The sequence below is a fragment of the Hoeflea sp. AS16 genome (assembly GCF_038900095.1).
Lineage (GTDB): Bacteria > Pseudomonadota > Alphaproteobacteria > Rhizobiales > Rhizobiaceae > Hoeflea.
This window is the reverse complement of the sequence record NZ_JBBMQQ010000001.1, coordinates 688066-712802: the sequence shown is the minus strand read 5'-3', so window position 1 is coordinate 712802 and position 24737 is coordinate 688066. Positions and strand designations below refer to the sequence as shown.

Below are 24737 nucleotides of genomic sequence, written 5' to 3'. Positions count from 1 at the left end.
AAAGGCAAAATGCCCGCCAAGTCAGTGACTTACGGGCATTTCAAGACTCAACCTGCAAATGTCTTCACTCAACCTGACGGAGGTGCCGACCGGATTACTCCGCCCGCACCACCGGGTTGCCGGCTTCCGCCAGCTTGGCCAGATCGGCTGGCTTGAGCTCGACCGATTCACCGCAACCGCAGGCCGATGTCTGGTTGGGGTTGTTGAACACGAAACCCGAGCGCAGCTTGGTGACTTCGTAATCCATCTCGGTGCCGAGCAGATAGAGCACGGCTTCCGGCGCCACGAACACGGTCGCCCCGTCACGCTCGATCCGGTCATCCTTCGGATTGACCTCTGTCGCCATATCGATGGCATATTCCATCCCGGCGCAGCCGCCCTTCTTGATGCTCACGCGAATGCCATGCGCACCATCGGACGTCTTCAGGATCGTCTTGACGCGGTCGGCGGCTGCCTGCGTCAATGTCATTACGGCAAAACCCATCACGGTCTCCTTCGGCCACACGGGTTCAAGGCCCGCTGCTTCGTTCCATGAATGTAGTGTGGAGCAGTCAACTTAACAAGAAGCCAACGCCAAAGCCTGGCTGACCCTAGTACCAGCCAACCGCCACTTGCGCTTCTTCGCTCATCCGGTCCGGCGTCCAGGGCGGGTCGAACGTCATCGACACGTCGACACCCGAGATACCCTCGACGGTGTTGACGGCATTCTCCACCCAGCCCGGCATTTCACCCGCCACCGGGCAGCCAGGCGCTGTCAGCGTCATCTGGATCTTGACCATCCGGTCATCCTCGATGTCGATCTTGTAGATCAGTCCGAGCTCGTAGATGTCCGCTGGAATTTCCGGATCGTAGACGGTCTTCAGCGCCGAGACGATGTCATCGCTCAGCCGCGCCAGTTCCTCGCGCGGAATGGCTGACTCGGTCACGGCATTGCCGGTTTCGGTTGCGCCAGCGGTGTCAGTTTCGGATGCGTCGCTCATTGGCTCATATCCTTCAGGAGTTTGTCCGGGAAAACCGAAAACCGGTTTTCCCGGCAGGACAAACGAAAACAAGAAACCTGGACCTTGCCCGTTTCGGACAAGATCTAGGAGAAAAACGCCCGCGCCTTTTCGAGCGCTTCGACCAGCACATCGATTTCCGCACGGGTATTGTACAGCCCCATTGAGGCCCGGCAAGTCGAGGTCGCGCCGAACCGCTTGAGCAGCGGCTGGGCGCAATGCGTCCCCGCCCTCACAGCCACGCCCGACCGGTCAATCAGCATCGAGACATCATGGGCATGCACGCCCTCGATCTCGAAGGCAAAGATTGCGCCCTTGCCTTGCGCGGTGCCGATCAGCCGAAGTGCATTGACGGCCGACAATTTCTGCGATGCGTAGGCTGCCAGATCGGCTTCATGCGCGGCAATCCGCGCGCGGCCGAGCTTCTCCATGTACTCAAGCGAAGCCCCAAGCCCGATCGCCTGCACGATCGGCGGCGTACCGGCCTCGAACCGGTGCGGCGGATCATTGTAGGTGACACTCTCCTCGCTGACATCGACGATCATCTCGCCGCCGCCCATGAAAGGCTGCATGGCATTGAGCGCCTCGGCCTTGCCGTAGAGCACGCCGATGCCCGACGGCCCGTAGAGCTTGTGACCGGTCATCACGTACCAGTCGCAATCGATATCCTGCACATCGACAGGCATGTGCACCGCGCCCTGGCTGCCGTCGATCAGCACCTTGACGCCACGCTCATGCGCAATGCGGCAGACCTCCTTCACATCCACCACCGTTCCGAGCACGTTGGACATGTGGGTGATGGCGACCAGCTTGGTGCGATCGCTCAGCGCCTTGCGGAAGTCATCGAGATCGAAATTGCCCTGGTCATCGACACCGACCCAGACGATCTTCGCGCCCTGGCGTTCACGCAAAAAATGCCACGGCACGATGTTGGAGTGATGCTCCATGATGGTGATGACGATCTCGTCGCCTTCATCGATGTGCGGCATGCCGTAGCCATAGGCGACGGTGTTGATCGCCTCCGTGGTCGACTTGGTGAACACCACGTTGTCGACCGACGGCGCATTGAGAAACCGCTTTACGATCTCGCGCGCATTCTCGTAGGCATCTGTCGCCGCATTGGAGAGAAAATGCAGGCCCCGGTGCACATTGGCATACTCGTTCGAATAGGCATGAGAGACCGCGTCAATCATCGCCTGGGGCTTTTGCGCCGATGCGCCATTATCGAGATAGACCAGCGGCTTGTCATAGACACTGCGCGACAGGATCGGAAAGTCCTCGCGCACCGCATCAACATCATAAACCTGATTCAGAATATCAGCCATGATCAACAAGCCATTGTTCTATCAGCGATTCCAGCGCCTCAACCAGTTCTTCATTGTCGAGTTCGTCAATCAACTCATCGACAAATCCGTTGACCAGAAGCCCACGCGCCGACTTCTCGCTGATGCCGCGCGCCATCAGGTAAAACAGGTGATTGTGGTCGATGTCGATCACCGTCGCGCCATGCGCACAGATAACGTCATCGGCAAAGATCTCAAGTTCCGGCTTGGCCGCGAACTCGCCATCGTCTGACAATAGCAACGTGTTGCAGGCCATTTGCGCGTCCGTTTTCTGCGCGATCTGCGCCACCCGGATCTGGCCCTGGAAGACGCCCCGTGCCCGGTTGAGCACTACGTTGCGCACGATCTCCGACGATGTCGTGTTGGGTACATTGTGGCCCAGAGTCAGCGTCACATCGGTGTGGCTGTCGCCCGCCAGCAGGTTGACGCAGCGCAGATCGAAATGAGATCCCTCGCCGGCAACTTCAATATGCAACTCCTGCCGCACGAGCTTGCCGCCGGCATTGACCACGTAGACCTTCAGCGTCGAACCCGCGCCCAGCCGTGCGTTGAGCTGCCCCAGATGCTGATCGTTCTCGCCGCATCCCTGAAGGATGATCCATGTCACCTCGGCGCCGTCTTCAAGCTCAAGCGAGGAGACCGATGTCGACAATCCGGCCGCGGCCTTGTCGCCAAGGTGCCGCTCGATCACGGACGCCTTCGAGTTGGCCCCGAACCCGGCCGTGAACCGGTTGTGCACCTGGCCGCCGGACTGGACCGACTGGATTTCGATGATCTCGCCGATCGTCTGGTCCGGAGCAATCGAGAAGTTGTAGCCGTCGCCAACGAAGGCGCCGTTGAGCTGGCCGATCAGATCATCGAACCCGCGCCCGGCGAGGCTCTTCGCCGCGGCACCGGAAACCAGAAGATCCATATACGGCTCAAGCTCCATGCCCGCAGGCGCGCTCAAGTCGGAGCTCTGCCCCTGGACCAGCGGCAGCACAAGGCTTCCGCGAACCAGCGGGTCAACCCGTGCGGCCGAACCACCGACCGGCTTGGGGACGTCGCGCAGCAGGCTGCGCAGATCCGTGTAGTGCCAGCTTTCGATGCGCCGGGTCGGAAGACCGGCATCGGCGATGCCGCTGAGCAGCTTGTCGCGCGCTGCGGTCACTGGCGCATCACCCGGCAACTGGCCGATCATTTCGGCGAAACTGTCGAGGATCGCCTGCTCTGCTGCGGTGTGTGGCGGCTTTGTCTGCATGTTCATGCCTGTCTCTCCTGGCCTTGCGGCCCGTCTGTCCCGCGTCGCCTCAAGCGGCGGCTTCGATGATCCCGGCATAGCCATTGGCTTCGAGATCGAGCGCCAGATCCTTGGTCCCGGTCTTGATCACCTGCCCCTTGTAAAGCACGTGCACGGTGTCGGGCACGATGTGCTCGAGCAGGCGCTGATAGTGAGTGATGACGATGACCGCGCGATCGGGCGAGCGGAGCGCGTTGACGCCGTCGGAAACGATCTTCAGCGCATCGATGTCGAGCCCGGAATCGGTCTCGTCGAGCACACAAAGCTGCGGTGCCAGCAGTTTCATCTGCAGGATTTCGGCGCGCTTCTTCTCGCCGCCGGAAAAACCGACATTGAGCGGGCGCTTGAGCATAGCCGGATCGATCTGCAGGCTGGCGGCAGCCTCCTTGACCAGCTTGATGAATTCCGGCGTCTTCAGCTCTTCCTCACCGCGCGCCTTGCGCTGCTCGTTCATCGCCACCTTGAGGAACTGCATGGTGGCAACGCCCGGGATTTCGACCGGGTACTGGAACGCCAGGAAAATGCCCTTGGCGGCGCGCTCGGCCGGGTCCAGTTCGAGAATGCTCTCGCCATTGTACAGGATGTCGCCCTCGGTGACTTCGTAGTCGTCACGGCCGGCGAGAATGTATGACAGCGTCGATTTGCCCGAGCCGTTCGGGCCCATGATGGCGGCAACTTCGCCGGCCTTGACCGTCAGGTTGAGGCCGCGAATGATTTCCGTGCCGTCTTCGGCGATACGGGCGTGAAGGTTCTTGATTTCCAGCATGTCTGATTCCGATACCTAGATAATTCCAAGCCACTTGTGCCAGCGGCGATAAAAACTGCGAAGCTGCCGGCGGATGCCCTGACCTTGCCGGTCAGGCACCCGCGGATCCGGCGGCCTTGACTAGCCCACGCTGCCTTCGAGCGAGATGCCGATCAGCTTCTGCGCTTCAACGGCGAACTCCATCGGCAGTTCCTGGATGACTTCCTTGACGAAGCCGTTGACGATCAGCGCGATGGCTTCTTCCTCGGGAATGCCTCGGGCCAGGCAGTAAAACAGCTGGTCTTCGGAAATCTTCGAGGTCGTGGCTTCGTGCTCGAACTGTGCGGTCGAGTTCTTCGCCTCGATATAGGGCACCGTGTGTGCGCCGCAGTCATTGCCGATCAGCAGGCTGTCGCACTGGGTGAAATTGCGCGCATTCGACGCCTTGCGGTGGGCCGAAACCTGGCCGCGATAGGTGTTGGACGAATGCCCGGCGGAAATGCCCTTGGAGATGATCCGGCTCGAGGTGTTCTTGCCAAGATGGATCATCTTGGTCCCCGAATCGATCTGCTGGTAGCCGTTCGACACCGCAATCGAGTAGAACTCGCCGCGCGAATTGTCGCCACGCAGGATGCAGGACGGATACTTCCAGGTGATCGCCGATCCGGTCTCGACCTGGGTCCAAGAGATCTTGGAGTTCTTGCCACGGCAATCGCCACGCTTGGTAACGAAATTGTAGATCCCGCCCTTGCCGTCCTTGTCGCCCGGATACCAGTTCTGAACCGTCGAGTACTTGATCTCGGCGTCATCCATCGCGATCAGTTCGACAACGGCAGCATGCAGCTGGTTCTCGTCGCGTTGCGGCGCTGTACAACCTTCGAGGTAGGACACGTATGCCCCCTCTTCTGCGATGATCAGCGTGCGCTCGAACTGGCCGGTGTTCTTCTCGTTGATGCGGAAATAGGTCGACAATTCCATCGGGCAGCGCACACCCTTGGGCACGTAGACGAACGACCCGTCGGTAAACACCGCCGCATTGAGCGTGGCGTAGTAGTTGTCGGTCACCGGAACCACGGTGCCGAGATACTTCTGCACCAGTTCCGGATGCTCGCGCATCGCTTCCGAGATCGACATGAAGATCACGCCGGCCTTGGACAGCTCTTCCTTGAAGGTGGTGACCACCGAAACCGAATCGAACACGGCGTCGACTGCGATTTTCGACTGCTGAACGCCGGCCAGGATTTCCTGTTCGCGCAACGGAATGCCGAGCTTCTCGTAAACCTTGAGCAGCTCCGGATCGACATCGTCAATCGACTTCGGTCCGGCCGTGCCCTTGGGCGCCGAGTAGTAGTGAATGTCCTGAAAATCGATCTTCGGATAGTCGACACGCGCCCAGGTCGGCTCTTCCAGCGTCAGCCAGCGCTTGAAGGCATCAAGACGCCATTCGAGCATCCATTCCGGCTCGTTCTTTTTGGCCGAAATCATCCGGATGGTGTCTTCGTTGAGACCCTTCGGAGCCGTGTCGCTTTCGATGACGGTCTCGAAACCGTATTTATACTGGTCAACGTCGATCTGACGGACCTGATCAATGGTCTCCTGCACAGCAGGCATGGCGCTCTCCAATCTCGCCGGGTCAAGGCCGGCAGCTTGTTAACGTCTTGTGATGTGCCATTCATGGCTCACCACTATGTAGGGCGGGACATCTGTCCACGCTATGTCATTCGCGAAAATTCCTGTCTCGCGAACGGAAATTCGTCTCGCCGCGTCAGGCGGCGACCTGCGCACTCATGCGGGCCAGCCGCCGGGTATTAATCGCTTTGAACGCTTCAAGGAACCGCTCAACGTCATTTTCTGTGTGCTCACCGCCAAGTGAGACCCGGATAGCACCAAGATCGGCATCCGCACCCATGGCTGCAAGCACGTGGCTCAAACCAATCTTGCCCGACGAACAGGCCGCACCGGCCGAAACTGCAACGCCTTCCATGTCGAAGGCAATCTGCGCCGTTTCCGCCTTCAGGCCCGGCAGCGAGAAGAAACTCGTGTTGGCAAGCCGGTTCACCGCCTCGCCATGCAGGATCACGTCAGGCGCGAGATCGCGCACCCCGGCTTCCAGGCGGTCACGCAGGGCGGCAATCCGCCCGACATCATCCAGAGCTTCACGCGCGGCATCCGCCGCAGCACCAAAACCTGCAATGCAAATCAGGTTCTCGGTTCCACCGCGATGGCCTTTTTCCTGGCCGCCGCCGCGCAACAGCGGCGCGGGCATCAGCGTTTCGCCGGCACTGACCAGCGCTCCAATGCCCTTGGGGCCGCCGATCTTGTGGCCTGACAGGATCAGGAAATCCGCGCCGAGTGCTTCAAGCGAAAGCGCCATGCGGCCAGCACCCTGTACCGCGTCGACAACCATCAGCCCGTGATGGGCCTTGACGATGTCGGCAGCTTCACGGACCGGCTGGATCACGCCGGTTTCATTGTTGGCCAGCTGCAGCCCCAGCATCGCCTGCCCGCTTGCCTGATCATGCCCGGCGAAAGCAGCTTCCAGCGCATCGAGATCGAGCCGCCCTTGCGCATCGACCGGAAGCACGGTGATCTGCTCTGCGGCAAAACGCCCGCCTTCGAGAACTGCGGGATGCTCAACCGCCGAGACGAACAGCCGCGACACCCGAACCGGCGAACGGCCCATCCGGTAATCCGGGGTCAGAACATGATTGGCAGCTTCCGTCGCGCCCGAACAGAAAATTACCTGTGCTGCGGAAACATTGCACAGCCGCGCCACGGATTCGCGCGCATTGCTGACAACCGCGCGGGCCTTGCGGCCTTCCGCATGCACCGAGGATGGGTTTCCGGGCAGCTGCATCACATCGACCATCGCCGACTGTGCCACCGCCAGAAGCGGCGCAGTCGCGTTGTAATCGAAATAGAGACGCCCCTTGGCCATCGTACTCTTCGCCTGCGGATGACGCCGGCCACCATGGCAGGCGCATTTTTCTTGAATTTTCTGTGCCCAATGCCGTAAGACACACAAACTTTCAGCGACAACGCTGCAGTTTCGAACGATTCTAAACTAGGTTCTACGGAGCCGCCCCGCGCCAGTCAAGGCCGCGGAAGCGATATCCAACCGCCCGCCAGCCTCTCCAAACGGACGGCAGGCCGAGCGAACCCAGCCCATGCATGGAGTATCAATGCCTGAAGTCATTTTCAACGGACCCGCCGGACGTCTCGAAGGCCGCTACCAGCCGGGCAAGGAAAAGAACGCCCCGATCGCCATCATTCTGCATCCGCACCCCCAGTTCGGCGGCACGATGAACAACCAGATCGTCTACAACCTGTTCTACATGTTCCAGCAGCGCGGCTTCACCACGCTTCGCTTCAACTTCCGCTCGATCGGCCGCAGCCAGGGCGACTTCGACCACGGTGCGGGCGAACTCTCCGATGCCGCCGGTGCGCTTGACTGGGTGCAGAGCCTGCATCCGGATTCGAAAAGCTGCTGGGTCGCAGGTTATTCCTTCGGCGCCTGGATCGGCATGCAGCTTCTGATGCGCCGGCCGGAAATCGAGGGCTTCTTCTCGATTGCACCGCAGCCCAACACCTATGACTTCTCGTTCCTGGCCCCCTGCCCGTCATCGGGACTGATCATTCACGGCGACGCCGACAAGGTCGCGCCCGAGAAGGACGTCAACGGCCTGGTCGAAAAGCTCAAGCTGCAGAAGGGCATTCTCATCACCCAGAAGACAATGCCGGGTGCGAACCACTTCTTCACCGGCAAGGTCGATGAACTGATGGCCGAATGCGAGGACTATCTCGACCGCCGCCTGGCCGGCGAACTGGTCCCCGAGACAGCAGCCAAGCGCCTGCGCTGACCCCAACGACAAAACAGACTGCAAAGGGCATGGTAGAGAAATCCGCCATGCCCTTTTTACATGCGTGGAATTGGTATTGGGGCAGGGCCTGATCCCGTCCCCTTTTGTTCGTGGCTTTTTATCCACTTTCACAATCTCATCAGACGCAGTAAGCATCCTGATCTTTGAATTTTGGGACATATCATGGCGCAAAATGCCACCATTTATAAAGTCGAACTTTCAGTCTCCGACATGGATCGTCACTACTACGACACCCATAAGCTGACCGTTGCAAAACACCCCTCGGAGACGGATGAGCGGCTGATGCTGCGTATTGTAGCTTTCGCGCTGAATGCCCATGAGCATCTGGAAATGACGAAGGGCCTTTCAACCGATGACGAACCGGACATTTGGCAGAAAAGCCTCAGCGGTGAACTAGATGTGTGGGTGGCCCTTGGGCTTCCCAGCGAAAAAATGGTGCGCCAGTCCTGTGGCAAGGCCGGCAAGGTGGTCGTCTATCCTTACGGCGGCAGGACGGCGGAGATGTGGTGGGACAAGATCAAGAATACCACCTCCCGTTTTGACAATCTCCACGTGATAAATTTTTCCGAGAAAGACACGGGCGAACTGGCAAAACTGGCAAGCCGCGCAATGACCCTTCAGGTAAACATTCAGGATGGCGAAGTGATGGTGAGTGCTGGTGACAGCATCGTTTACGTCACCCCGTCAAAATGGAAGAGCGCCGCATAACTCGCGGGTTTCTGGTATAAAAATGGGCTTGAGCTGCTCGGTGGCACCCATCGAGATCAGGTGTGGCTTTACCAATGTCCGCACTTAAGAAGCTGCGTTGCAACGTCGAGAGCCTCCATATGGGCGCTCAAAACCACCAAGCCAATATGATGGCCATCAATCCGCATTATGCTAAGGTTCGGCCAATCATCTGATCGGACGAAGCATGACCGGCGAGACAAACCTGGACGAACTCATCAGATCGCTTTCGGCCGTTTTGGTCGAAGGCCTGTATGTCTTTGTCACAGTTCCATCTGACCAACGCCCGGCAAATCTCACGCCTCGCATGGTCTTCGAAGAGGCCGAAGGCACCACCCTTATTTTACTGAAATCCGAAGCGGAGGCGCATGCATTACCATACGAGTTCCCCTGCCGGATGATAACGCTGAACATTCATTCGTCGCTGGAAGCGGTGGGCTTCATGGCCCGGATTGCTTCGGAGCTCGCAAAACATGAAATGGGTGTGAATCCCGTCTCGGGCTTTTTCCACGATCACCTGTTTGTTCCGGATGGCCGTGAGCACGATGCCATGAGTGTTTTGCAGCAAATGTCGGGATCTACCGCTTAGCCCCGGAAGCATCCCGAAACGATCCAAAGCCCGGATATCCTCAACCCGTCACCAGACCCAACGCCCCTAAACCTCCACCACCTTGCCGTCATGCAGCGTCACCCGGCGGTTCATCAGGCTGGCGAGGTCGTGGTTGTGGGTGGCGATGACGGCGGACAGCCCCGACTGGCGCACCAGCGCATCGAGCGCTTCGAACACGTAGCCTGCGGTTTCCGGGTCGAGATTGCCGGTAGGCTCGTCGGCCAAAAGCACCAGCGGCGCGTTCGCCACCGCCCGCGCGATCGCCACGCGCTGCTGTTCACCGCCGGACAATTCCGCAGGCCGGTGGTCGGCGCGATGGCCGATGCGCATGTAGTCGAGCAATTGCTCGGCCCGTTCCCTGGCGTCGGCTTTCGGCAGCCCGGAAATCAGCTGCGGCATCATGATGTTTTCAAGCGCGGTGAATTCCGGCAACAGATGATGGAACTGGTAGACAAATCCGATCTCGGAACGCCGGATCGCGGTTCGCCGGTCGTCGGACAGTCCACCGCAGGGCACGCCATTGACCAGCACATCGCCCTCGTCGGGATGCTCAAGCAGGCCCGCCAGGTGCAGCAGCGTGGATTTGCCGGTGCCCGAAGGGGCCACCAGCGCAACCGTTTCGCCGGCGGCCAGGGTGAAGTCCGCCTGGTCGAGAATCGAAATCTGGTTTTCGCCCTGCACGAAGTGACGGCTGACGCCGATCATCTGCAGAACAGGATGCGCCCCGTTGCCCATGCCATCACTCATAACGCAGCGCCTGTACCGGATCGAGCCTGGATGCCCGCCAGGACGGGATCAGGGTCGCGATGAACGACAGTGCCAGCGCCACGACCAGGACGACGATGGTTTCGCCCGTATCCATGTCGGCCGGCAGCTGGCTGAGGAAATAGAGTTCCGGATTGAACAGGGTCGTCCCCGACAGCCAGGAGAAGAACTGCCTTATGCTCTCGACATTGAGACAGACCACCACGCCGAGCACGAAGCCGGCGAAAGTGCCGGTCACGCCGATCGCGGCACCGGTCATGAAGAAGATCCGCATCACCGATCCGGACGTCGCCCCCATGGTGCGCAGGATGGCGATATCGCGCCCCTTGTCCTTGACCAGCATGATCAGCCCCGAAACGATGTTGAGCGCCGCAACCAGGATGATCAGCGTCAGGATCATGAACATCACGTTGCGTTCGACCTGCAGGGCGGAAAAGAACGTCTGGTTGCGCTGCCGCCAGTCGGTGATGAAGACCTGCCGCTCTGCTGCCGCCTCGATCAGCGGACGAATTGTGTCGATTTCGTCCGGCTTGTCGACAAAGATCTCGATCGACTGCACCAGCCCTTCGGCATTGAAATAGAGCTGCGCCTCTTCAAGCGGCATGTAGATGATCGAGGAATCATATTCCGACATGCCAACTTCGAAAATCGCCGAAACCGGATAGGCCTTCACCCGGGGTGTCATGCCAAAGGGCGTCACATCGCCCTCGGGCGCCACCAGGGTAATCAGATCCCCCGCACCCAGCCCCAGCGACTGGGCCATGCGCGATCCGATCGCCACGCCCTCGCCGGCGGTAAAGCCAACCAAGTCGCCTGAGCGGATATTGTCCGAAACGATCTTCATCGATTGCAGGTCTTCCGCCCGGATACCGCGCACCAGCGCGCCGGTTCCTGCCCCGCCCGCTCCCGACGCCAGCGTCTGGCCTTCGACCAGCGGGATCGCATTGAGAACACCGTCAACCGCCTTGAAGCGCGTCGCCAGTGCCGCGTAATCATCAAGCGGACGATCGATCGGCTGCACCACCATGTGACCGTTGATTCCGAGAATCCGGGTGATCAATTCGCCCCTGAAACCGTTCATCACCGACATCACGATAATCAGCGTTGCGACACCCAGCATGATGCCGACAAAGGAAAACCCGGCAATCACCGAAATGAATGCTTCCTTGCGCCGCGACCGCAGGTAGCGCCAGGCAACCATCCGTTCGAATGCCGAAAAAGGCTTGGCCGCGGGGGTGGCAGCGATGACGTCGGTTTGCGGATCGGTCATAGGTTTTTCCTTTGGCCCATCCTTGGCCTAGCGGGCTTGCGCGAGGCGGTTGATGGCGTCTTCGATGGAGAGCGTTTCCCGCTCGCCGGTCGCCCGGACCTTGATTTCCACATTGCCCTCGCCAACCGACCGCGGTCCGGCGATGACCTGCAGCGGCAGGCCGATAAGATCAGCCTTGGCAAACTTCGCCCCGGCGCGCTCGTCGGTGTCGTCGTAAAGCACCTCGAGCCCGGCATTCTCGAGTGCCGTCTCGATCTTTTCGCAGGCTGCGTCGCAGGCAGCATCCCCGGGCTTCATGTTGATCAGGCCAATATCGAATGGCGCCACGCCTTCGGGCCAGATGATGCCGTTTTCATCATGCGATGCCTCGATGATGGCGCCCAGCAGCCGCGACGGACCAATGCCGTAAGAGCCCATCGATACGAAATGCTGCTTGCCGTCGGCGCCCTGGACGAATGCGTTCATCGGCTCGGAATACTTGGTGCCGAAGTGAAAGATGTGGCCGACTTCGATGCCGCGGGCGGAGACGCGTGCATCCTCGCCAAGCCCGTCCCAGGCCTCGCGCGCCCACTCTTCCTTTTCCATGATCTCGTCGGTGGCCGCGAACGGCGTCGTCCACTTCTCCACCACGGCGGAAACGGCGGCCGCGTCGTCGTAATTCATGTCCGCGCCAGGCACGGCAAAATCTTCGAAGTCGCGGTGGCAGAAAACCTGGCTTTCGCCGGTTTCCGCCAGCACGATGAATTCATGGCTGAGTTCACCGCCGATCGGCCCGGTATCGGCGCGCATCGGGATCGACTTGAGCCCGCAGCGTTCGAATGTGCGCAGGTAAGAAACGAACATCCTGTTGTAGGCAGCCTTCGACGCCTCGTAATCGAGATCGAAGGAATAGGCGTCCTTCATCAGGAATTCGCGGCCGCGCATGACGCCGAAACGGGGCCGGCGTTCATCACGGAACTTCCACTGGATATGATAGAGATTGAGCGGCAAGTCCTTGTAGGACTTGACGTAGGAGCGGAAAATGTCGGTGACCATTTCCTCGTTGGTCGGCCCGTAAAGCATCTCGCGGTCGTTGCGATCGTTGATGCGCAGCATTTCCTGGCCGTAATCGTCATAGCGGCCGCTTTCCTTCCACAGGTCTGCAGGCTGTATGGTCGGCATCAGGATCTCGATGGCCCCTGCCCGGTTCTGCTCTTCCCGGACGATATTGCAAACCTTGTCGAGGACCCGCTTTCCGAGCGGCAACCAGGTATAGATCCCTGCGGACTGCTGCTTGATCATGCCCGCACGCGCCATCAGGCGGTGGGAGACGATTTCGGCATCCTTGGGGTTTTCCTTGAGAATGGGCAGAAAGTATTTGGACAGACGCATGGGATGATCCGGTTTGGCTTCAAGCCTTGATGGCTGAATCGGGCAAAATGAGGGTCGGCGTGACGTAGGTCAGGACTCATGCGTTCATAACCTCTTCGCCAGGCAAAGAAAACCCGTTCCGCAGCCCGTCAGGAGCATGTTGCGCTACATCCAAGTCATAAATTGGAATAGCTGCCACACAGTCTTCACAAAACGCGTGACAAGCCCGCTTTGTTGGGCTAAATAAAGCTCACTAAAGAGGCAAAACCCACTGGGTGCTGCCCAATTCGCGGTCAAAGTCTTGGGAGGATAGGATCTCAGGCGCGCTTTGTTCGCAGCCCCCGGGCAACCGGGAAACAGATCACGCGACACCTGCATAACAAGGCTTCATGCCTTGTTTTTTTTTGACCTGATTTCTGAAAGTTGCTTTTGCCGGCAGTATCCCTGCACCGGTAACCCGGCCTTCCTTGCGGAAAACCGGGCCAATCGGGCAATTCCAAACCATTCAACCTTGCTTGCGTGCGCCCTTGCCGAGTTCCTTTTCGGCGCGAACATCCTTGTCCATTTTCTCAAGACTCTCGATCACGCTGTCATCGGGTTTCTTCTTCACGTCAGGCACGGCCTGGCGCTGGTTGCGGACATTTCCCTGGTCGTCGCCCTGCAGGGAATTGTCACCCATCTTGTCCTGGGCGAGGTCTGCCTCTGTAAGCCGTGCCGTCTTGTTCAGATTTGTGGACATGTAAAAGCTCCGTGGATCAGTTGCGTTCCCTCGTCAACGGAGGGACGGACGCAAAGTTCCATCGGAGCGATTTGAAAGCAGAAGACGCCCGCCGGGCCAAGCAGGCTCAGTTGCCGGCAGGCTTGAAGTCAGGTGACAGCGCGATCAGGTCGTCAAGCGAATAGCCGCCGACCACTGTGACGAGAAAATAGGCACCGAAGACCAGAGCCGAGATAAGCGTCGTGCGCCAGAAGATCGGTCCGAAGCGAAAATCGGCCGGCGCACTGTGCGTCGTGCCCAAGGTCACTTCCCCCTCGTCGGCCTGGCTGCGGGCCGAGAACGGCAGCACCGTAAACAGAACCACCCACCAGATGATGAAGTAGATCGCAAAGCCTGTTCCAAAACCCATTGTCGCGCTCCTCAAACCTGCTCGAGTTCGATCAGGGTACCGTTGAAATCCTTCGGATGCAGGAACAACACCGGCTTGTTGTGAGCCCCGGTCTTGGGCTCGCCATTACCCAGCACCCGCGCACCCTCGGCCTTGAGATGATCCCGCGCTGCCAGGATGTCCTCCACCTCGTAGCAGACATGATGCATGCCGCCCGAGGGGTTCTTTTCCAGAAACGCCGCGATCGGGGATCCTTCCCCCAACGGCTCGAGAAGCTCGATCTTGGTGTTCGGCAACACGATGAAGACCACGGTGACGCCATGCTCGGGCAATGCCTGCGGATCTGTCACCTCTGCGCCCAGCATGGTCCGGTACTGGGCGCTTGCCGCGGCAAGATCCGGCACAGCGATTGCGACATGGTTCAGGCGTCCGAGCATGATCGTTTCCTCACACCTTGTTGACGAAGACCGTCACCACAGGTTTCTTGCCCCATACCTCGTTTGCGGCGGCACGAACAGAGCGGCGAATTGCCTCGCGCACGCCGTCTGTGTCCTTGCGCCGGCCACGCGGGATGCTTTCGACCGCACCCAGCACGGAATCATAGAGGATATCTTCCATGTCATCGCCATCGGCATCGAATGCCGGCAGGCCGATGGCAGAGACCACCGGATCACGCTGGAACTCGAGCCGGTGATCCAGCACGACATTGACCGCCACGTGGCCCGCGAACGACAGCTTGCGGCGTTCCGAGATGCCCATCTCGTCATAATCGCCAATCAGCTGGCCATCCTTGTAGATGCGGCCGTGATGGGCTTCACCGATGACTTCCGGAATACCCGGCGCCAACCGCAGGATGGAACCGTTGCGCACGCGCGGCGTGATTTCGATTCCCGATGCCCGCGCCAGTTCGGCCTGGGCGGTCAGGTGAGCCGCCTCGCCATGCACGGGCACGAGGATCTTCGGCTTGACCCATTCGTACATCTGCACCAGTTCGCTGCGGCGCGGATGACCCGACACGTGAACCAGGGCCTCTGCATCGGTGATGATCTTGATCCCTTGCTCGATCAACCCGTTCTTGATGTCGATGATGCCCTTCTCGTTGCCCGGAATCGCGCGCGACGAGAACACCACGGTGTCACCGGAGGTCAGTGCCACATTGCGCATCTCGTCACGCGACAGCTTGGCAAGCGCCGCACGCGGCTCTCCCTGGCTACCAGTCAGGATGACAACAACCTTGTCACGCGGAATGTAGCCATACTCGTCTTCGGCCAGGAACTCGGGGATGCCCTCCATCATGCCAAGTTCGGTCGCCACGTTGACAACCCGCTTGATCGAGCTGCCGAGCAGAAGAACTTCGCGGCCCGCGTCACGCGCAGCTTCGGCAATGGAACGGATACGGCCGACATTGGAGGAGAACGTGGTAATCGCCACCCGGCCTTCGGCCTGTTCGATAACCTCGCGCAAGCCGGCGCTGACTTCCTTCTCGGATGGCGAAATCCCCTCGCGCATGGCGTTGGTCGAATCGCACATCATGGCAAGGATGCCCTCCTCGCCCAGTTGCCGGAAACGGTGTTCGTCCGTCAGCGGTCCGAGCGACGGCGTGGCGTCGATCTTCCAGTCACCGGTATGAATGAGCTTGCCGAGCGGCGTGCGGATCGCCAGCGAGAAAGGCTCGGGGATCGAATGGTTGACGGCCACCGGCTCGATCTCGAACGGGCCTGCGGTGAATTTCTCACCCGCCTTGAACACCGTGATCGGCACTTCCGCGCGGGTTCTCTCATAGGCGCGCTTGGCTTCAAGCATTCCTGCGGTAAAGGCCGAGGCAAAGACCGGCACATTGAGCCGAGGCCAGATCTGGGCCAGGCCGCCGTAATGGTCTTCATGGGCGTGGGTGATGATGATCGCCTTGAGCTGCTTTCCCAGGCTCTTGACGAAATCGATGTCCGGCAGGATCAGATCGACGCCCGGAAGCTCGGGCCCCGGAAAGGTGACGCCGCAATCCACCATGATCCATTCACGTTGCTTGGGCGAACCGTAGCCGTAAAGGGCGAGATTCATGCCGATTTCGCCAACGCCGCCCAGCGGTACGAATACGAGATCCTGGTCTTTAGTCATCAATTGTCCTGTCTGATCATATCACTGCTGCGCCGGCCACCGGATGTGGGGCATTAAATCGGCGCAGAACCCAAAGGTGGTGCATGGTTTTCATCTCAATCCGGAACCGGATCAAGGTGAAAATCATGCTCTCTCAAGAGAAAAACACGTCGCCCGAAGCAATCATCTGTCTACTCCCGTCCGGCATTGCAAGCATCAGCCTGCCTTCATCGTCAATTCCGTCAAACAGACCATGGATTTGGCGGTCTGGCAAATTCACTGTCACCGGCTTGCCGATGCCCTGGGCACGTTCGATCCAGGCATCGCGGATGCCCGCCAGTCCACGCCCCTGATCCCAGTCATTCAGCGTACGATCCATCGATACCACAAGCCGCGCGAACAAATCCTGCGGCGTGACCGCACTGCCCTGATCTGCAAGGCAGGTTGCCGGGTACAGGCTGGCTTCCGGGAAATGCGCCACATTGACGCCGCAGCCGATGACGACCGCCCTGCGGCCATCAGCCAGTTGTTCAGCCTCTATCAGAATGCCGGAAGTCTTTTGCCCGTCAATCAGCATGTCGTTCGGCCACTTGATCCTGAGCGATTCGGCCGCCTCGCCAGGCAGCACCGAAGCAATCGCATCATGAACGGCCAGGGTGACGGCCAGAGGCAGACTGGCAAGGGCTTCCCAGGGAGCTGGATCGATCAGCAGCAACGAGGAATAGAGGTTTCCCGGCTCCGAGACCCAGTTCCGGCCCCGGCGCGCCCGGCCGCCGGTCTGGCGCTCTGCCGTGATCCACAAATGACCGGCATCGCCTGCCCGCGCCCGCTCCATGCACTCGAGATTGGTGGACGCGACATCCCCCAGCTCGATGTGCCGGAAATCCGGCCCCGTCATGCAGCCCGCCGCGGCATCTTAGAAGAATGTCTTCGCGGCGACGTCGGCAGCAAGGCCCAGGGGATTGGAGACAACCACGTAGAACAGCACGAACAGTCCCGAAATGCCGAACACCAGCTTGAGTTCACCGGCAACTGGCACGAACGAACCGTTCGGCTGATCAAACCACATGATCTTGACGATCCGCAGGTAGTAATAGGCACCCACGACCGAAGCCAGCACGCCGATGATGGCGAGGCCATAGAGCTTGGCCTCGATTGCCGCGACAAAGACGAAGTACTTGCCGAAGAAGCCTGCCAGCGGCGGAATGCCTGCGAGCGAGAACATCAGGATGGTCAGCATCAGCGCCATGAACGGGTTGGTCGAGGACAGGCCTGCCAGATCGTCGATCTGCTCGACATTGCCGTCCTCCTTGCGCCGCATGGCGAGGATGACGGCGAAGGTGCCCAGCGTCATGACCATGTAGATCAGCATGTAGAGGATCACACCGCGAACACCGGCCTGGCTGCCCGCGGCAAGCCCGACCAGCGCAAAGCCCATGTGACCGATGGAAGAATAGGCCATCAGCCGCTTGATGTTTTTCTGCCCGATTGCGGCAAAGGCGCCAAGCACCATCGAACCGATCGAGATGAACACCACGATCTGCTGCCAGTCAAGCGTCACCGGCTCGAAGGCGACAATGACGATGCGCACGAACAGCGCCATGGCCGCGACCTTCGGTGCAGCCGCAAAGAATGCGGTGACCGGCGTCGGCGCGCCTTCATAGACGTCCGGCGTCCACATGTGGAACGGCACGGCCGAGATCTTGAAGGCAACGCCGGCAAGCAGGAAGACCAGGCCGAAGATCAGGCCGAGCGAACGCTCGCCACCGGAAATAGCCGCGGCAATCTCGTCAAACCCGGTATGACCGGTATAGCCGTAGACCAGCGAAGCGCCATATAGCAGCATGCCCGACGACAGCGCACCTAGGACGAAATACTTCAGGCCGGCTTCGGTCGAGCGCTGGCTGTCGCGGTTGATTGCCGCCACCACGTAAAGCGCCAGCGACTGCAACTCGAGCCCCATGTAGAGCGCGATCATGTCGTTGGCCGAGATCATCAGCATCATGCCCAGCGTCGCCAGCACGAACAGCACCGGCAGCTCGAACTTGTCGATCCGCTCCGCCTTGGCGTGACCGACGGTCATCACCATTGCGGTGATCGCGCCAATCAGCGCCAGCACCTTCATGAAGCGGGCGAAGGGATCGGACAGGAATGCACCGTTGAAGGCCTCGCCATTGCCGGTCACCAGCACCAGCACCAGCCCTGCCATGATCAAGAGCGCCACCGCCAAACCGTTGACCATCGTCACCGATTTCTCGCCGGAGAACACGCCGATCATCAGCAGCACCATGGCGCCGACGGCCAGCATGAGCTCGGGTACGGAAAGCTGTAGGCTCGAAGTGAGAATTTCTGGCGTCATGGTCCCGCAGTCTCCGTAGCTCAGTTAACCGACAGCGCAAGGTCGCGCGCTGCCTGCAGCGAAGCCGTGTAATTGTTGATTAGTGCGTCAACCGAGGCTGCCGTCACATCAAAGATCGGTGCCGGATAGACACCAAAGAAGATTGTCAGCGCGACAAGCGGATACAGGATCGCCTTCTCGCGGCCCGACAGGTCGAGCATTGCCTTCAGGCTTTCCTTTTCCAGCGCGCCGAATATCACGCGGCGGTAGAGCCACAGCGCATAGCATGCCGACAGGATCACGCCGGTGGCGGCAAACAGTGCCACCCAGGTGTTGACCTGGAACACACCGATCAGTGTCAGGAATTCGCCGACAAAGCCCGATGTGCCCGGCAGCCCGACATTGGCCATGGTGAAGAGCATGAACACCACGGCAAATTTCGGCATGTTCTTGACCAGGCCACCATAGGCCGCGATGTCACGGGTGTGCATACGGTCATAGACCACGCCCACACACAGGAACAGCGCACTCGACACCAAACCATGGCTCAGCATCTGGAAGATCGCACCCTGCACGCCCTGCGCGTTGGCCGCGAAGATACCCATTGTGACAAAGCCCATATGCGCAACCGACGAGTAGGCAATCAGCTTCTTCATGTCTTCCTGCACCAGCGCCACCAGCGAGGTGTAGATGATCGCAACAACCGACAGCGTGAAGATCAACGGTGCGAAATCGGCCGAGGCGAGCGGGAACATCGGCAGCGAGAACCGCAGGAACCCGTAACCGCCGAGCTTCAACAGGACACCCGCAAGGATCACCGAACCCGCCGTCGGCGCCTCGACGTGGGCGTCGGGCAACCAGGTGTGAACAGGCCACATCGGCATCTTCACCGCGAACGAGGCAAAGAACGCCAGCCATAGCCAGGTTTGCATCGATTCCGGGAAATTGTGTGCCAGCAGCAGACGGATGTCCGTTGTGCCTGCATCCCAGTACATCGCCATGATCGCCAGCAGCATCAGCACCGAACCGGCAAGCGTGTAGAGGAAGAACTTGAAGCTGGCATAGACGCGCCGCTTGCCGCCCCACACGCCGATGATGATGAACATCGGGATCAGGCCGGCCTCGAAGAACACGTAGAACAGCACGATATCGAGCGCGCAGAACACGCCGATCATCATGGTCTCGAGCACCAGGAACGCGATCATGTATTCCCGCACGCGGGTTTCGACCGATTTCCAGCTTGCCAGGATGCACAGCGGCATCAGGAACGTTGTCAGGATGACAAACAGCATCGAGATGCCGTCGACACCCATCGCGTAGGAGAACATCGCGCCCGGCATGTCGATGGCTTCCACCATCTGGAAGCCCGGGTCGCTCACATCGAAGCTCGCCCAGATCAACAGCGACATCACGAAGGTCGCGGTCGTACCGAGAAGCGCGACCTGGCGAATGTTGCGCCGTCCGATCTCGGTATCATCCTTGATCGGCAGAAGGAACAACACGCAAATCAGCGGTATGAAGGTGACAACTGACAGAAGAGGCCAATCGGTCATCAGAATGCACTCCCGAGCATCATCCATGTGACAAGCGCTGCAATTCCGATCAGCATCACGAAGGCGTAGTGGTAAAGATATCCGGTCTGCAGCCGGACAACCCGGCCGGTGATGTCCTGCACCCGTGCGGCAACGCCGTTCGGGCCGTAACCATCAATGACGCGACCATCACCCTGCTTCCACAGGAAGGTGCCGAGCCATTTTGCAGGGCGGACAAAGATGAAATCGTAAAGCTCGTCAAAATACCATTTGTTGAGCAGGAACCGGTAGAGCATCTGGTGGTCCTCGGCCAGCCGCTTCGGCGTTTCAGGCGAGCGGATATAGAAGTACCAGGCCGTTACCAGTCCAAGCAGCATGGCCACGAACGGGCTCAGCTTGACCCACAACGGCACGTGGTGGAATTCCTCGAGAATTTCGTTCTCAGGGCCTGTAAACAGCGCGCCCTTCCAGAACTCGGCATATTCATGGCCGAAGAAATACTCCTTGAACACCACACCGGCCAGCAACGCACCCACCGCCAGGATGAACAGCGGCACCAGCATCACCGGAGGTGATTCATGGGCGTGATGCATCACGTCTGACGATGCGCGCGGCTTGCCATGGAACGTCATGAAGATCAGCCGCCAGGAATAGAAGCTCGTGAACATCGCCGCGATCACCAGCAGCCCGAAGGCGATACCGGCTGCGGAATTGTGCGCCACATAGGCGGATTCGATGATGATGTCCTTGGAGAAGAAGCCCGCGGTACCGATCATCGTGCCGGGGATGCCGACACCGGTCAGCGCGATCGTGCCGATGATCATCATCCAGTAGGTGACCGGGATCTTCTTGCGAAGTCCGCCCATCCGCCGCATGTCCTGCTCGTCGGAAACCGCATGGATCACCGAGCCGGCGCCAAGGAACAGCAGCGCCTTGAAGAAGGCGTGCGTGAACAGGTGGAAGACCGCGCCGCCATAGGCGCCGATGCCGAGTGCCACGAACATGTAGCCCAGCTGCGAACAGGTCGAATAGGCAATCACCCGCTTGATGTCGTTCTGCACCAGACCGACGGTCGCGGCGAAGAACGCGGTGATGGCACCGATCCAGGTCACGAATGTCAGCGCGTCCGGCGAATGCTCGAACACCGGTGACATGCGCGCGACGAGGAACACACCGGCGGTCACCATGGTCGCGGCATGGATCAGAGCCGACACAGGCGTCGGGCCTTCCATCGCGTCGGGCAGCCAGGTGTGCAGCAGGAACTGGGCCGACTTGCCCATCGCGCCCATGAACAGAAGCAGGCAGACACCGGTCAGCGCATGAGCCTTGTCGAGATGCATTCCGAACAGCGTGATCACGGCATCACCCTGCTCCGCGCCTTCAGCCGGAAGATAATCCGCGACGCCGGCGAAGATGGCGTCGAACGAGGCGGAACCGAACAGCACGAACAGCCCGAAAATACCCAGAAGGAAGCCGAAGTCACCGACGCGGTTGACGATGAACGCCTTCATTGCGGCGGCATTTGCGGACGGCTTCTTGTACCAGAATCCGATCAGCAGATAGGAGGCCACGCCAACCCCTTCCCAGCCGAAGAACATCTGCAACAGATTGTCCGACGTCACCAGCATCAGCATGGCAAAGGTGAAGAACGAAAGGTAGGCGAAGAACCGCGGACGGTGCGGGTCATGGTGCATGTACCCGATCGAATAGACATGGACCAGGCAGGACACGGTGTTGACCACCACCAGCATCACCGCGGTCAGCGTGTCGATCCGGAGTGCCCATTCGACATTGAACGAGCCCGAGTCGATCCAGCGCATGATCGGTTCGCGCACAGTCTCGCCGTGCCCCATGGCAACCTGGAAGAAGGCCACCCATGACAACAGGGCGGCGACGATCAGGAACAGCGTTGTGACATACTCCGACGCCTTGGCGCCGATGGCACGGCCACCGAAGCCCGCGATCAGTGCGCCAATGAGAGGAAGAAAGACGATAGCTTGGTACATGGCTCTCTCAGCCCTTCATCATGTTGACGTCTTCCACGGCAATGGAGCCGCGGTTGCGATAGAAGACGACGAGAATGGCGAGCCCGATCGCCGCTTCCGCTGCGGCCACCGTCAGGATCAGCAGCGCGAACACCTGCCCGACGATGTCATTGAGATGCATCGAGAACGCCACCATGTTCAGATTGACGGCAAGCAGGATGAGCTCGATCGACATCAGGATGACGATCACGTTCTTCCGGTTCAGGAAAATCCCGAAGATACCGAGCGTGAACAGGATCGCGCTGACAGTCAGGTAATGGGAGAGTCCGATTTCCATGCGATAGTTCCTTCACGTCGCCGCGTTCAAATGCCCTGGCCGGGCTTGACCTTGACCACCTCGACGGCGGTCTCCGGTGTCCGGGCAACCTGCTGGTTGATGTCTTGCCGCTTGATGTGTTCACGATGCCTGAGCGTCAGCACGATGGCGCCGATCATGGCCACCAGAAGCACCATGCCGGCGATCTGGAAGTAGAAGATGTAGTCGGTGTAGAGCACATCGCCGAGCGCCTGGGTATTGGTGCGTTCGCTCAGTGCCGGTATCGGACTGGCCCCGCTGCCTGCCGCTGCCGGATGAAACGCGTTGCCCGCCAGCACGATGATCAGCTCGGCCGCCAGGATGATCCCGACAAGCGCGCCCATCGGTGCATATTCAAGTGCCCCGGACTTCATCTCCGCGAAGTCAACATCCAGCATCATGACGACGAACAGGAACAACACCGCAACCGCACCGACATAAACCACCAGCAGGATCATAGCCAGGAACTCGGCGCCGGTGAGCAGAAACAGCCCCGCCGCGTTGAAGAAGGTGAGGATCAGGAACAAAACGGAATGCACCGGATTGCGCGCCGCGATCACCATGAAGGCGGATGCCACTGCCACGAAGGCAAACAAATAGAAAAACAGAGCCTGCAGACCCATGATCGGCGCCTTTTCGTCTTTCCCCCGAGTGACAGGAACCCCGTGTTCCCGCCCCGAATTGAGGCTGGACTGGCCAAAGCCATCCCCTGCCCCCGCATGTGATTTCAAAACGGCGCGCCCGATTGGTACGCCGCTCCGGTGTCTTACCTGTAGGGCGAATCCATCGCGATATTGCGAGCGATTTCCCGTTCCCAGCGATCGCCATTGGCGAGCAGCCGGTCCTTGTCGTAGTAGAGTTCTTCGCGTGTCTCCGTCGCGAATTCGAAATTCGGTCCCTCGACGATCGCGTCGACCGGGCAGGCTTCCTGGCAGAAGCCGCAATAGATGCACTTCACCATGTCGATGTCGTAGCGCACCGTGCGCCGCGTGCCGTCATTGCGCCGCGGACCGGCTTCGATCGTGATCGCCTGTGCCGGGCAGATCGCCTCGCACAGCTTGCAGGCGATGCAGCGTTCTTCGCCGTTCGGATAGCGGCGAAGTGCGTGTTCACCGCGGAAACGAGGGCTGACAGGCCCCTTTTCGTTGGGATAGTTCACGGTCGCCTTCGGCGCGAAGAAATAGCGCATCGACAGGAAGAACGCGCCAACGAATTCCTTCAGGAACAGCGATTTTGCGGCTTGAGCCAACATGGTCAGTCTCCGCTCTTGCTTGGCTGCATCAGCCGGATGGAAAAACAGGTGGTCATGATCACGGCGCGGTCCCCGTCAGCTTGAGAACGAAGGCCACGATCACCAGCATGCCTAGCGAGATCGGCAGGAACACTTTCCAGCCAAGACGCATCAGCTGGTCATAGCGGTAGCGCGGAACGAATGCCTTCACCATCGAGAACATGAAGAACACCAGGCAGACCTTGAGCACGAACCAGATGATGCCCGGAACCCAGTTGAGGAACCACACGTCAAGCGGTGGCAGCCAGCCGCCAAGGAACAGGATCGTCGTCAGCGCACACATCAGCACGATCGCCGCATACTCGCCGAGCATGAACATCATGTAGGGCGTCGAGCCATACTCCACCATGAAGCCGGCGACCAGTTCCGATTCCGCTTCCGGCAGATCGAAGGGCGGACGGTTGGTTTCGGCCAGCGCCGAGATGAAGAAGATGATGAACAGCGGGAACAGCGCGAACCAGTGCCAGTCAAACAGCGAATTGGGCAGTCCGATCCGGGTGCCGATGCCGTCGGCCTGCGCCATCACGATGTCGGTCAGGTTGAGCGAACCGACGCACAGCAACACCGCCACGATGACGAAACCGATCGAGACTTCGTAGGACACCATCTGCGCAGCCGAACGAAGCGCACCGAGGAACGGATACTTCGAGTTCGAAGCCCAGCCGCCCATGATGATGCCGTAGACCTCGAGCGAGGAGATCGCGAACACGAACAGGATGCCGACATTGATATCGGCGATCACCCATCCTGCGTCGAAAGGAATGACAGCCCATGTCGCCAGCGCCAGGGTCACGGCGACCAGCGGTGCCAGCAGGAACACGCCCTTGTTGGCGCCCGACGGAACCACCGGTTCCTTGAAGACAAATTTCAGAAGGTCGGCGAAAGACTGGAACAGCCCCCACGGACCGACCACGTTCGGGCCGCGGCGTAGCTGCACGGCAGCCCAGATCTTGCGGTCGGCGTAAAGGATGTAGGCAATGAACAGCAGCAGCGCCACCAGCACCAGCAGCGACTGCGCCAGCATGATGGCCCCTGGCCAGACATAAGTTGTGATGAAACCGTCCATGGT

The 24737-nt window shown here is 59.8% G+C and carries 25 protein-coding genes; 3 read left to right on the top strand and 22 right to left on the bottom strand.

What is annotated here, in order from left to right:
• Nucleotides 1–94 precede the first annotated feature (94 nt).
• The 7 genes from sufA to WNY80_RS03405 all read right to left on the bottom strand — a co-directional run bounded on the left by sufA (nt 95) and on the right by WNY80_RS03405 (nt 7303).
• Nucleotides 95–484, bottom strand: a complete 390-nt coding sequence (gene sufA / locus WNY80_RS03435) for a Fe-S cluster assembly scaffold SufA (RefSeq protein ID WP_342885937.1) — start codon at nt 482–484, stop codon at nt 95–97.
• Nucleotides 485–590: 106 nt separating this feature from the next.
• Complete coding sequence (locus WNY80_RS03430; RefSeq protein WP_342885936.1) at nt 591–980, bottom strand: SUF system Fe-S cluster assembly protein; 390 nt, start codon at nt 978–980, stop codon at nt 591–593.
• Between the two features lie 104 nt (nt 981–1084).
• Nucleotides 1085–2323 carry a cysteine desulfurase gene (locus tag WNY80_RS03425; protein WP_342885935.1) on the bottom strand — a complete coding sequence of 413 codons (1239 nt, stop codon included), beginning with the start codon at nt 2321–2323 and terminating at the stop codon, nt 1085–1087.
• Nucleotides 2316–3587: a Fe-S cluster assembly protein SufD gene (gene sufD / locus WNY80_RS03420; RefSeq protein WP_342885934.1), complete on the bottom strand. Its 1272-nt coding sequence runs from the start codon at nt 3585–3587 to the stop codon at nt 2316–2318. The genes WNY80_RS03425 and sufD overlap by 8 nt, the downstream gene beginning before the upstream one ends.
• A gap of 43 nt (nt 3588–3630) precedes the next feature.
• The gene (gene sufC, locus WNY80_RS03415; protein ID WP_342885933.1) at nt 3631–4386 is read right to left on the bottom strand and encodes a Fe-S cluster assembly ATPase SufC; all 756 of its coding nucleotides are present in this window, start codon (nt 4384–4386) and stop codon (nt 3631–3633) included.
• Nucleotides 4387–4506: 120 nt separating this feature from the next.
• Nucleotides 4507–5976, bottom strand: a complete 1470-nt coding sequence (gene sufB / locus WNY80_RS03410; RefSeq protein ID WP_342885932.1) for a Fe-S cluster assembly protein SufB — start codon at nt 5974–5976, stop codon at nt 4507–4509.
• 154 nt (nt 5977–6130) lie between these two features.
• The gene (locus WNY80_RS03405; RefSeq protein WP_342885931.1) at nt 6131–7303 is read right to left on the bottom strand and encodes a cysteine desulfurase family protein; all 1173 of its coding nucleotides are present in this window, start codon (nt 7301–7303) and stop codon (nt 6131–6133) included.
• Nucleotides 7304–7547: 244 nt separating this feature from the next.
• On the opposite strand from WNY80_RS03405, the gene WNY80_RS03400 reads away from it, so the two are divergent.
• The 3 genes from WNY80_RS03400 to WNY80_RS03390 all read left to right on the top strand — a co-directional run bounded on the left by WNY80_RS03400 (nt 7548) and on the right by WNY80_RS03390 (nt 9561).
• Entirely contained in the window at nt 7548–8225 is a 678-nt protein-coding gene (locus WNY80_RS03400; protein WP_342885930.1) for an alpha/beta hydrolase, read from the top strand.
• A gap of 183 nt (nt 8226–8408) precedes the next feature.
• Nucleotides 8409–8954, top strand: coding sequence for a YaeQ family protein (locus WNY80_RS03395; protein ID WP_342885929.1), 546 nt, complete (start codon nt 8409–8411; stop codon nt 8952–8954).
• Nucleotides 8955–9159: 205 nt separating this feature from the next.
• Nucleotides 9160–9561 (top strand): ACT domain-containing protein, encoded by a 402-nt coding sequence (locus WNY80_RS03390; RefSeq protein WP_342885928.1) that lies wholly within the window; start codon nt 9160–9162, stop codon nt 9559–9561.
• Between the two features lie 66 nt (nt 9562–9627).
• Here the strand turns inward: WNY80_RS03390 and WNY80_RS03385 are convergent, their stop codons facing one another.
• The 15 genes from WNY80_RS03385 to nuoH form a co-directional block, all read right to left on the bottom strand.
• Nucleotides 9628–10329: an ABC transporter ATP-binding protein gene (locus WNY80_RS03385; RefSeq protein ID WP_342885927.1), complete on the bottom strand. Its 702-nt coding sequence runs from the start codon at nt 10327–10329 to the stop codon at nt 9628–9630.
• Nucleotides 10322–11617 (bottom strand): lipoprotein-releasing ABC transporter permease subunit, encoded by a 1296-nt coding sequence (locus tag WNY80_RS03380; RefSeq protein ID WP_342885926.1) that lies wholly within the window; start codon nt 11615–11617, stop codon nt 10322–10324. Before WNY80_RS03380 ends, WNY80_RS03385 begins: the two co-directional genes overlap by 8 nt.
• A gap of 27 nt (nt 11618–11644) precedes the next feature.
• Nucleotides 11645–12988 (bottom strand): proline--tRNA ligase, encoded by a 1344-nt coding sequence (proS, locus tag WNY80_RS03375; protein WP_342885925.1) that lies wholly within the window; start codon nt 12986–12988, stop codon nt 11645–11647.
• A gap of 484 nt (nt 12989–13472) precedes the next feature.
• Nucleotides 13473–13706, bottom strand: a complete 234-nt coding sequence (locus WNY80_RS03370) for a hypothetical protein (RefSeq protein WP_342885924.1) — start codon at nt 13704–13706, stop codon at nt 13473–13475.
• A gap of 106 nt (nt 13707–13812) precedes the next feature.
• Nucleotides 13813–14094, bottom strand: coding sequence for a DUF1467 family protein (locus WNY80_RS03365; protein ID WP_342885923.1), 282 nt, complete (start codon nt 14092–14094; stop codon nt 13813–13815).
• An 11-nt stretch (nt 14095–14105) separates the two neighbouring features.
• Nucleotides 14106–14510, bottom strand: a complete 405-nt coding sequence (gene mce / locus WNY80_RS03360; protein WP_342885922.1) for a methylmalonyl-CoA epimerase — start codon at nt 14508–14510, stop codon at nt 14106–14108.
• A 10-nt stretch (nt 14511–14520) separates the two neighbouring features.
• The gene (locus tag WNY80_RS03355) at nt 14521–16188 is read right to left on the bottom strand and encodes a ribonuclease J (protein ID WP_342885921.1); all 1668 of its coding nucleotides are present in this window, start codon (nt 16186–16188) and stop codon (nt 14521–14523) included.
• Between the two features lie 133 nt (nt 16189–16321).
• Nucleotides 16322–17065 (bottom strand): biotin--[acetyl-CoA-carboxylase] ligase, encoded by a 744-nt coding sequence (locus WNY80_RS03350; RefSeq protein WP_342885920.1) that lies wholly within the window; start codon nt 17063–17065, stop codon nt 16322–16324.
• Between the two features lie 18 nt (nt 17066–17083).
• Entirely contained in the window at nt 17084–18526 is a 1443-nt protein-coding gene (gene nuoN, locus WNY80_RS03345; RefSeq protein ID WP_342885919.1) for an NADH-quinone oxidoreductase subunit NuoN, read from the bottom strand.
• A gap of 20 nt (nt 18527–18546) precedes the next feature.
• Nucleotides 18547–20058, bottom strand: coding sequence for an NADH-quinone oxidoreductase subunit M (locus WNY80_RS03340; RefSeq protein ID WP_342885918.1), 1512 nt, complete (start codon nt 20056–20058; stop codon nt 18547–18549).
• Nucleotides 20058–22043 (bottom strand): NADH-quinone oxidoreductase subunit L, encoded by a 1986-nt coding sequence (gene nuoL / locus WNY80_RS03335; RefSeq protein ID WP_342885917.1) that lies wholly within the window; start codon nt 22041–22043, stop codon nt 20058–20060. Before nuoL ends, WNY80_RS03340 begins: the two co-directional genes overlap by 1 nt.
• A 7-nt stretch (nt 22044–22050) precedes the next feature.
• Complete coding sequence (nuoK, locus tag WNY80_RS03330) at nt 22051–22359, bottom strand: NADH-quinone oxidoreductase subunit NuoK (protein WP_047029814.1); 309 nt, start codon at nt 22357–22359, stop codon at nt 22051–22053.
• Nucleotides 22360–22385: 26 nt separating this feature from the next.
• Entirely contained in the window at nt 22386–23000 is a 615-nt protein-coding gene (locus WNY80_RS03325) for an NADH-quinone oxidoreductase subunit J (protein WP_342885916.1), read from the bottom strand.
• Nucleotides 23001–23143: 143 nt separating this feature from the next.
• Nucleotides 23144–23629 (bottom strand): NADH-quinone oxidoreductase subunit NuoI, encoded by a 486-nt coding sequence (nuoI, locus tag WNY80_RS03320; protein ID WP_342885915.1) that lies wholly within the window; start codon nt 23627–23629, stop codon nt 23144–23146.
• A 58-nt stretch (nt 23630–23687) separates the two neighbouring features.
• Entirely contained in the window at nt 23688–24734 is a 1047-nt protein-coding gene (nuoH, locus tag WNY80_RS03315) for an NADH-quinone oxidoreductase subunit NuoH (RefSeq protein WP_342885914.1), read from the bottom strand.
• Nucleotides 24735–24737: the final 3 nt, after the last annotated feature.

Bases quoted from the DNA above. Each gene is read 5' to 3' on its own strand.
- sufA (WP_342885937.1), bottom strand. From the start codon at position 484: ATGGGTTTTGCCGTAATGACATTGACGCAGGCAGCCGCCGACCGCGTC.
- WNY80_RS03430 (WP_342885936.1), bottom strand. From the start codon at position 980: ATGAGCGACGCATCCGAAACTGACACCGCTGGCGCAACCGAAACCGGC.
- WNY80_RS03425 (WP_342885935.1), bottom strand. From the start codon at position 2,323: ATGGCTGATATTCTGAATCAGGTTTATGATGTTGATGCGGTGCGCGAG.
- sufD (WP_342885934.1), bottom strand. From the start codon at position 3,587: ATGAACATGCAGACAAAGCCGCCACACACCGCAGCAGAGCAGGCGATC.
- sufC (WP_342885933.1), bottom strand. From the start codon at position 4,386: ATGCTGGAAATCAAGAACCTTCACGCCCGTATCGCCGAAGACGGCACG.
- sufB (WP_342885932.1), bottom strand. From the start codon at position 5,976: ATGCCTGCTGTGCAGGAGACCATTGATCAGGTCCGTCAGATCGACGTT.
- WNY80_RS03405 (WP_342885931.1), bottom strand. From the start codon at position 7,303: ATGGCCAAGGGGCGTCTCTATTTCGATTACAACGCGACTGCGCCGCTT.
- WNY80_RS03400 (WP_342885930.1), top strand. From the start codon at position 7,548: ATGCCTGAAGTCATTTTCAACGGACCCGCCGGACGTCTCGAAGGCCGC.
- WNY80_RS03395 (WP_342885929.1), top strand. From the start codon at position 8,409: ATGGCGCAAAATGCCACCATTTATAAAGTCGAACTTTCAGTCTCCGAC.
- WNY80_RS03390 (WP_342885928.1), top strand. From the start codon at position 9,160: ATGACCGGCGAGACAAACCTGGACGAACTCATCAGATCGCTTTCGGCC.
- WNY80_RS03385 (WP_342885927.1), bottom strand. From the start codon at position 10,329: ATGAGTGATGGCATGGGCAACGGGGCGCATCCTGTTCTGCAGATGATC.
- WNY80_RS03380 (WP_342885926.1), bottom strand. From the start codon at position 11,617: ATGACCGATCCGCAAACCGACGTCATCGCTGCCACCCCCGCGGCCAAG.
- proS (WP_342885925.1), bottom strand. From the start codon at position 12,988: ATGCGTCTGTCCAAATACTTTCTGCCCATTCTCAAGGAAAACCCCAAG.
- WNY80_RS03370 (WP_342885924.1), bottom strand. From the start codon at position 13,706: ATGTCCACAAATCTGAACAAGACGGCACGGCTTACAGAGGCAGACCTC.
- WNY80_RS03365 (WP_342885923.1), bottom strand. From the start codon at position 14,094: ATGGGTTTTGGAACAGGCTTTGCGATCTACTTCATCATCTGGTGGGTG.
- mce (WP_342885922.1), bottom strand. From the start codon at position 14,510: ATGCTCGGACGCCTGAACCATGTCGCAATCGCTGTGCCGGATCTTGCC.
- WNY80_RS03355 (WP_342885921.1), bottom strand. From the start codon at position 16,188: ATGACTAAAGACCAGGATCTCGTATTCGTACCGCTGGGCGGCGTTGGC.
- WNY80_RS03350 (WP_342885920.1), bottom strand. From the start codon at position 17,065: ATGACGGGGCCGGATTTCCGGCACATCGAGCTGGGGGATGTCGCGTCC.
- nuoN (WP_342885919.1), bottom strand. From the start codon at position 18,526: ATGACGCCAGAAATTCTCACTTCGAGCCTACAGCTTTCCGTACCCGAG.
- WNY80_RS03340 (WP_342885918.1), bottom strand. From the start codon at position 20,058: ATGACCGATTGGCCTCTTCTGTCAGTTGTCACCTTCATACCGCTGATT.
- nuoL (WP_342885917.1), bottom strand. From the start codon at position 22,043: ATGTACCAAGCTATCGTCTTTCTTCCTCTCATTGGCGCACTGATCGCG.
- nuoK (WP_047029814.1), bottom strand. From the start codon at position 22,359: ATGGAAATCGGACTCTCCCATTACCTGACTGTCAGCGCGATCCTGTTC.
- WNY80_RS03325 (WP_342885916.1), bottom strand. From the start codon at position 23,000: ATGGGTCTGCAGGCTCTGTTTTTCTATTTGTTTGCCTTCGTGGCAGTG.
- nuoI (WP_342885915.1), bottom strand. From the start codon at position 23,629: ATGTTGGCTCAAGCCGCAAAATCGCTGTTCCTGAAGGAATTCGTTGGC.
- nuoH (WP_342885914.1), bottom strand. From the start codon at position 24,734: ATGGACGGTTTCATCACAACTTATGTCTGGCCAGGGGCCATCATGCTG.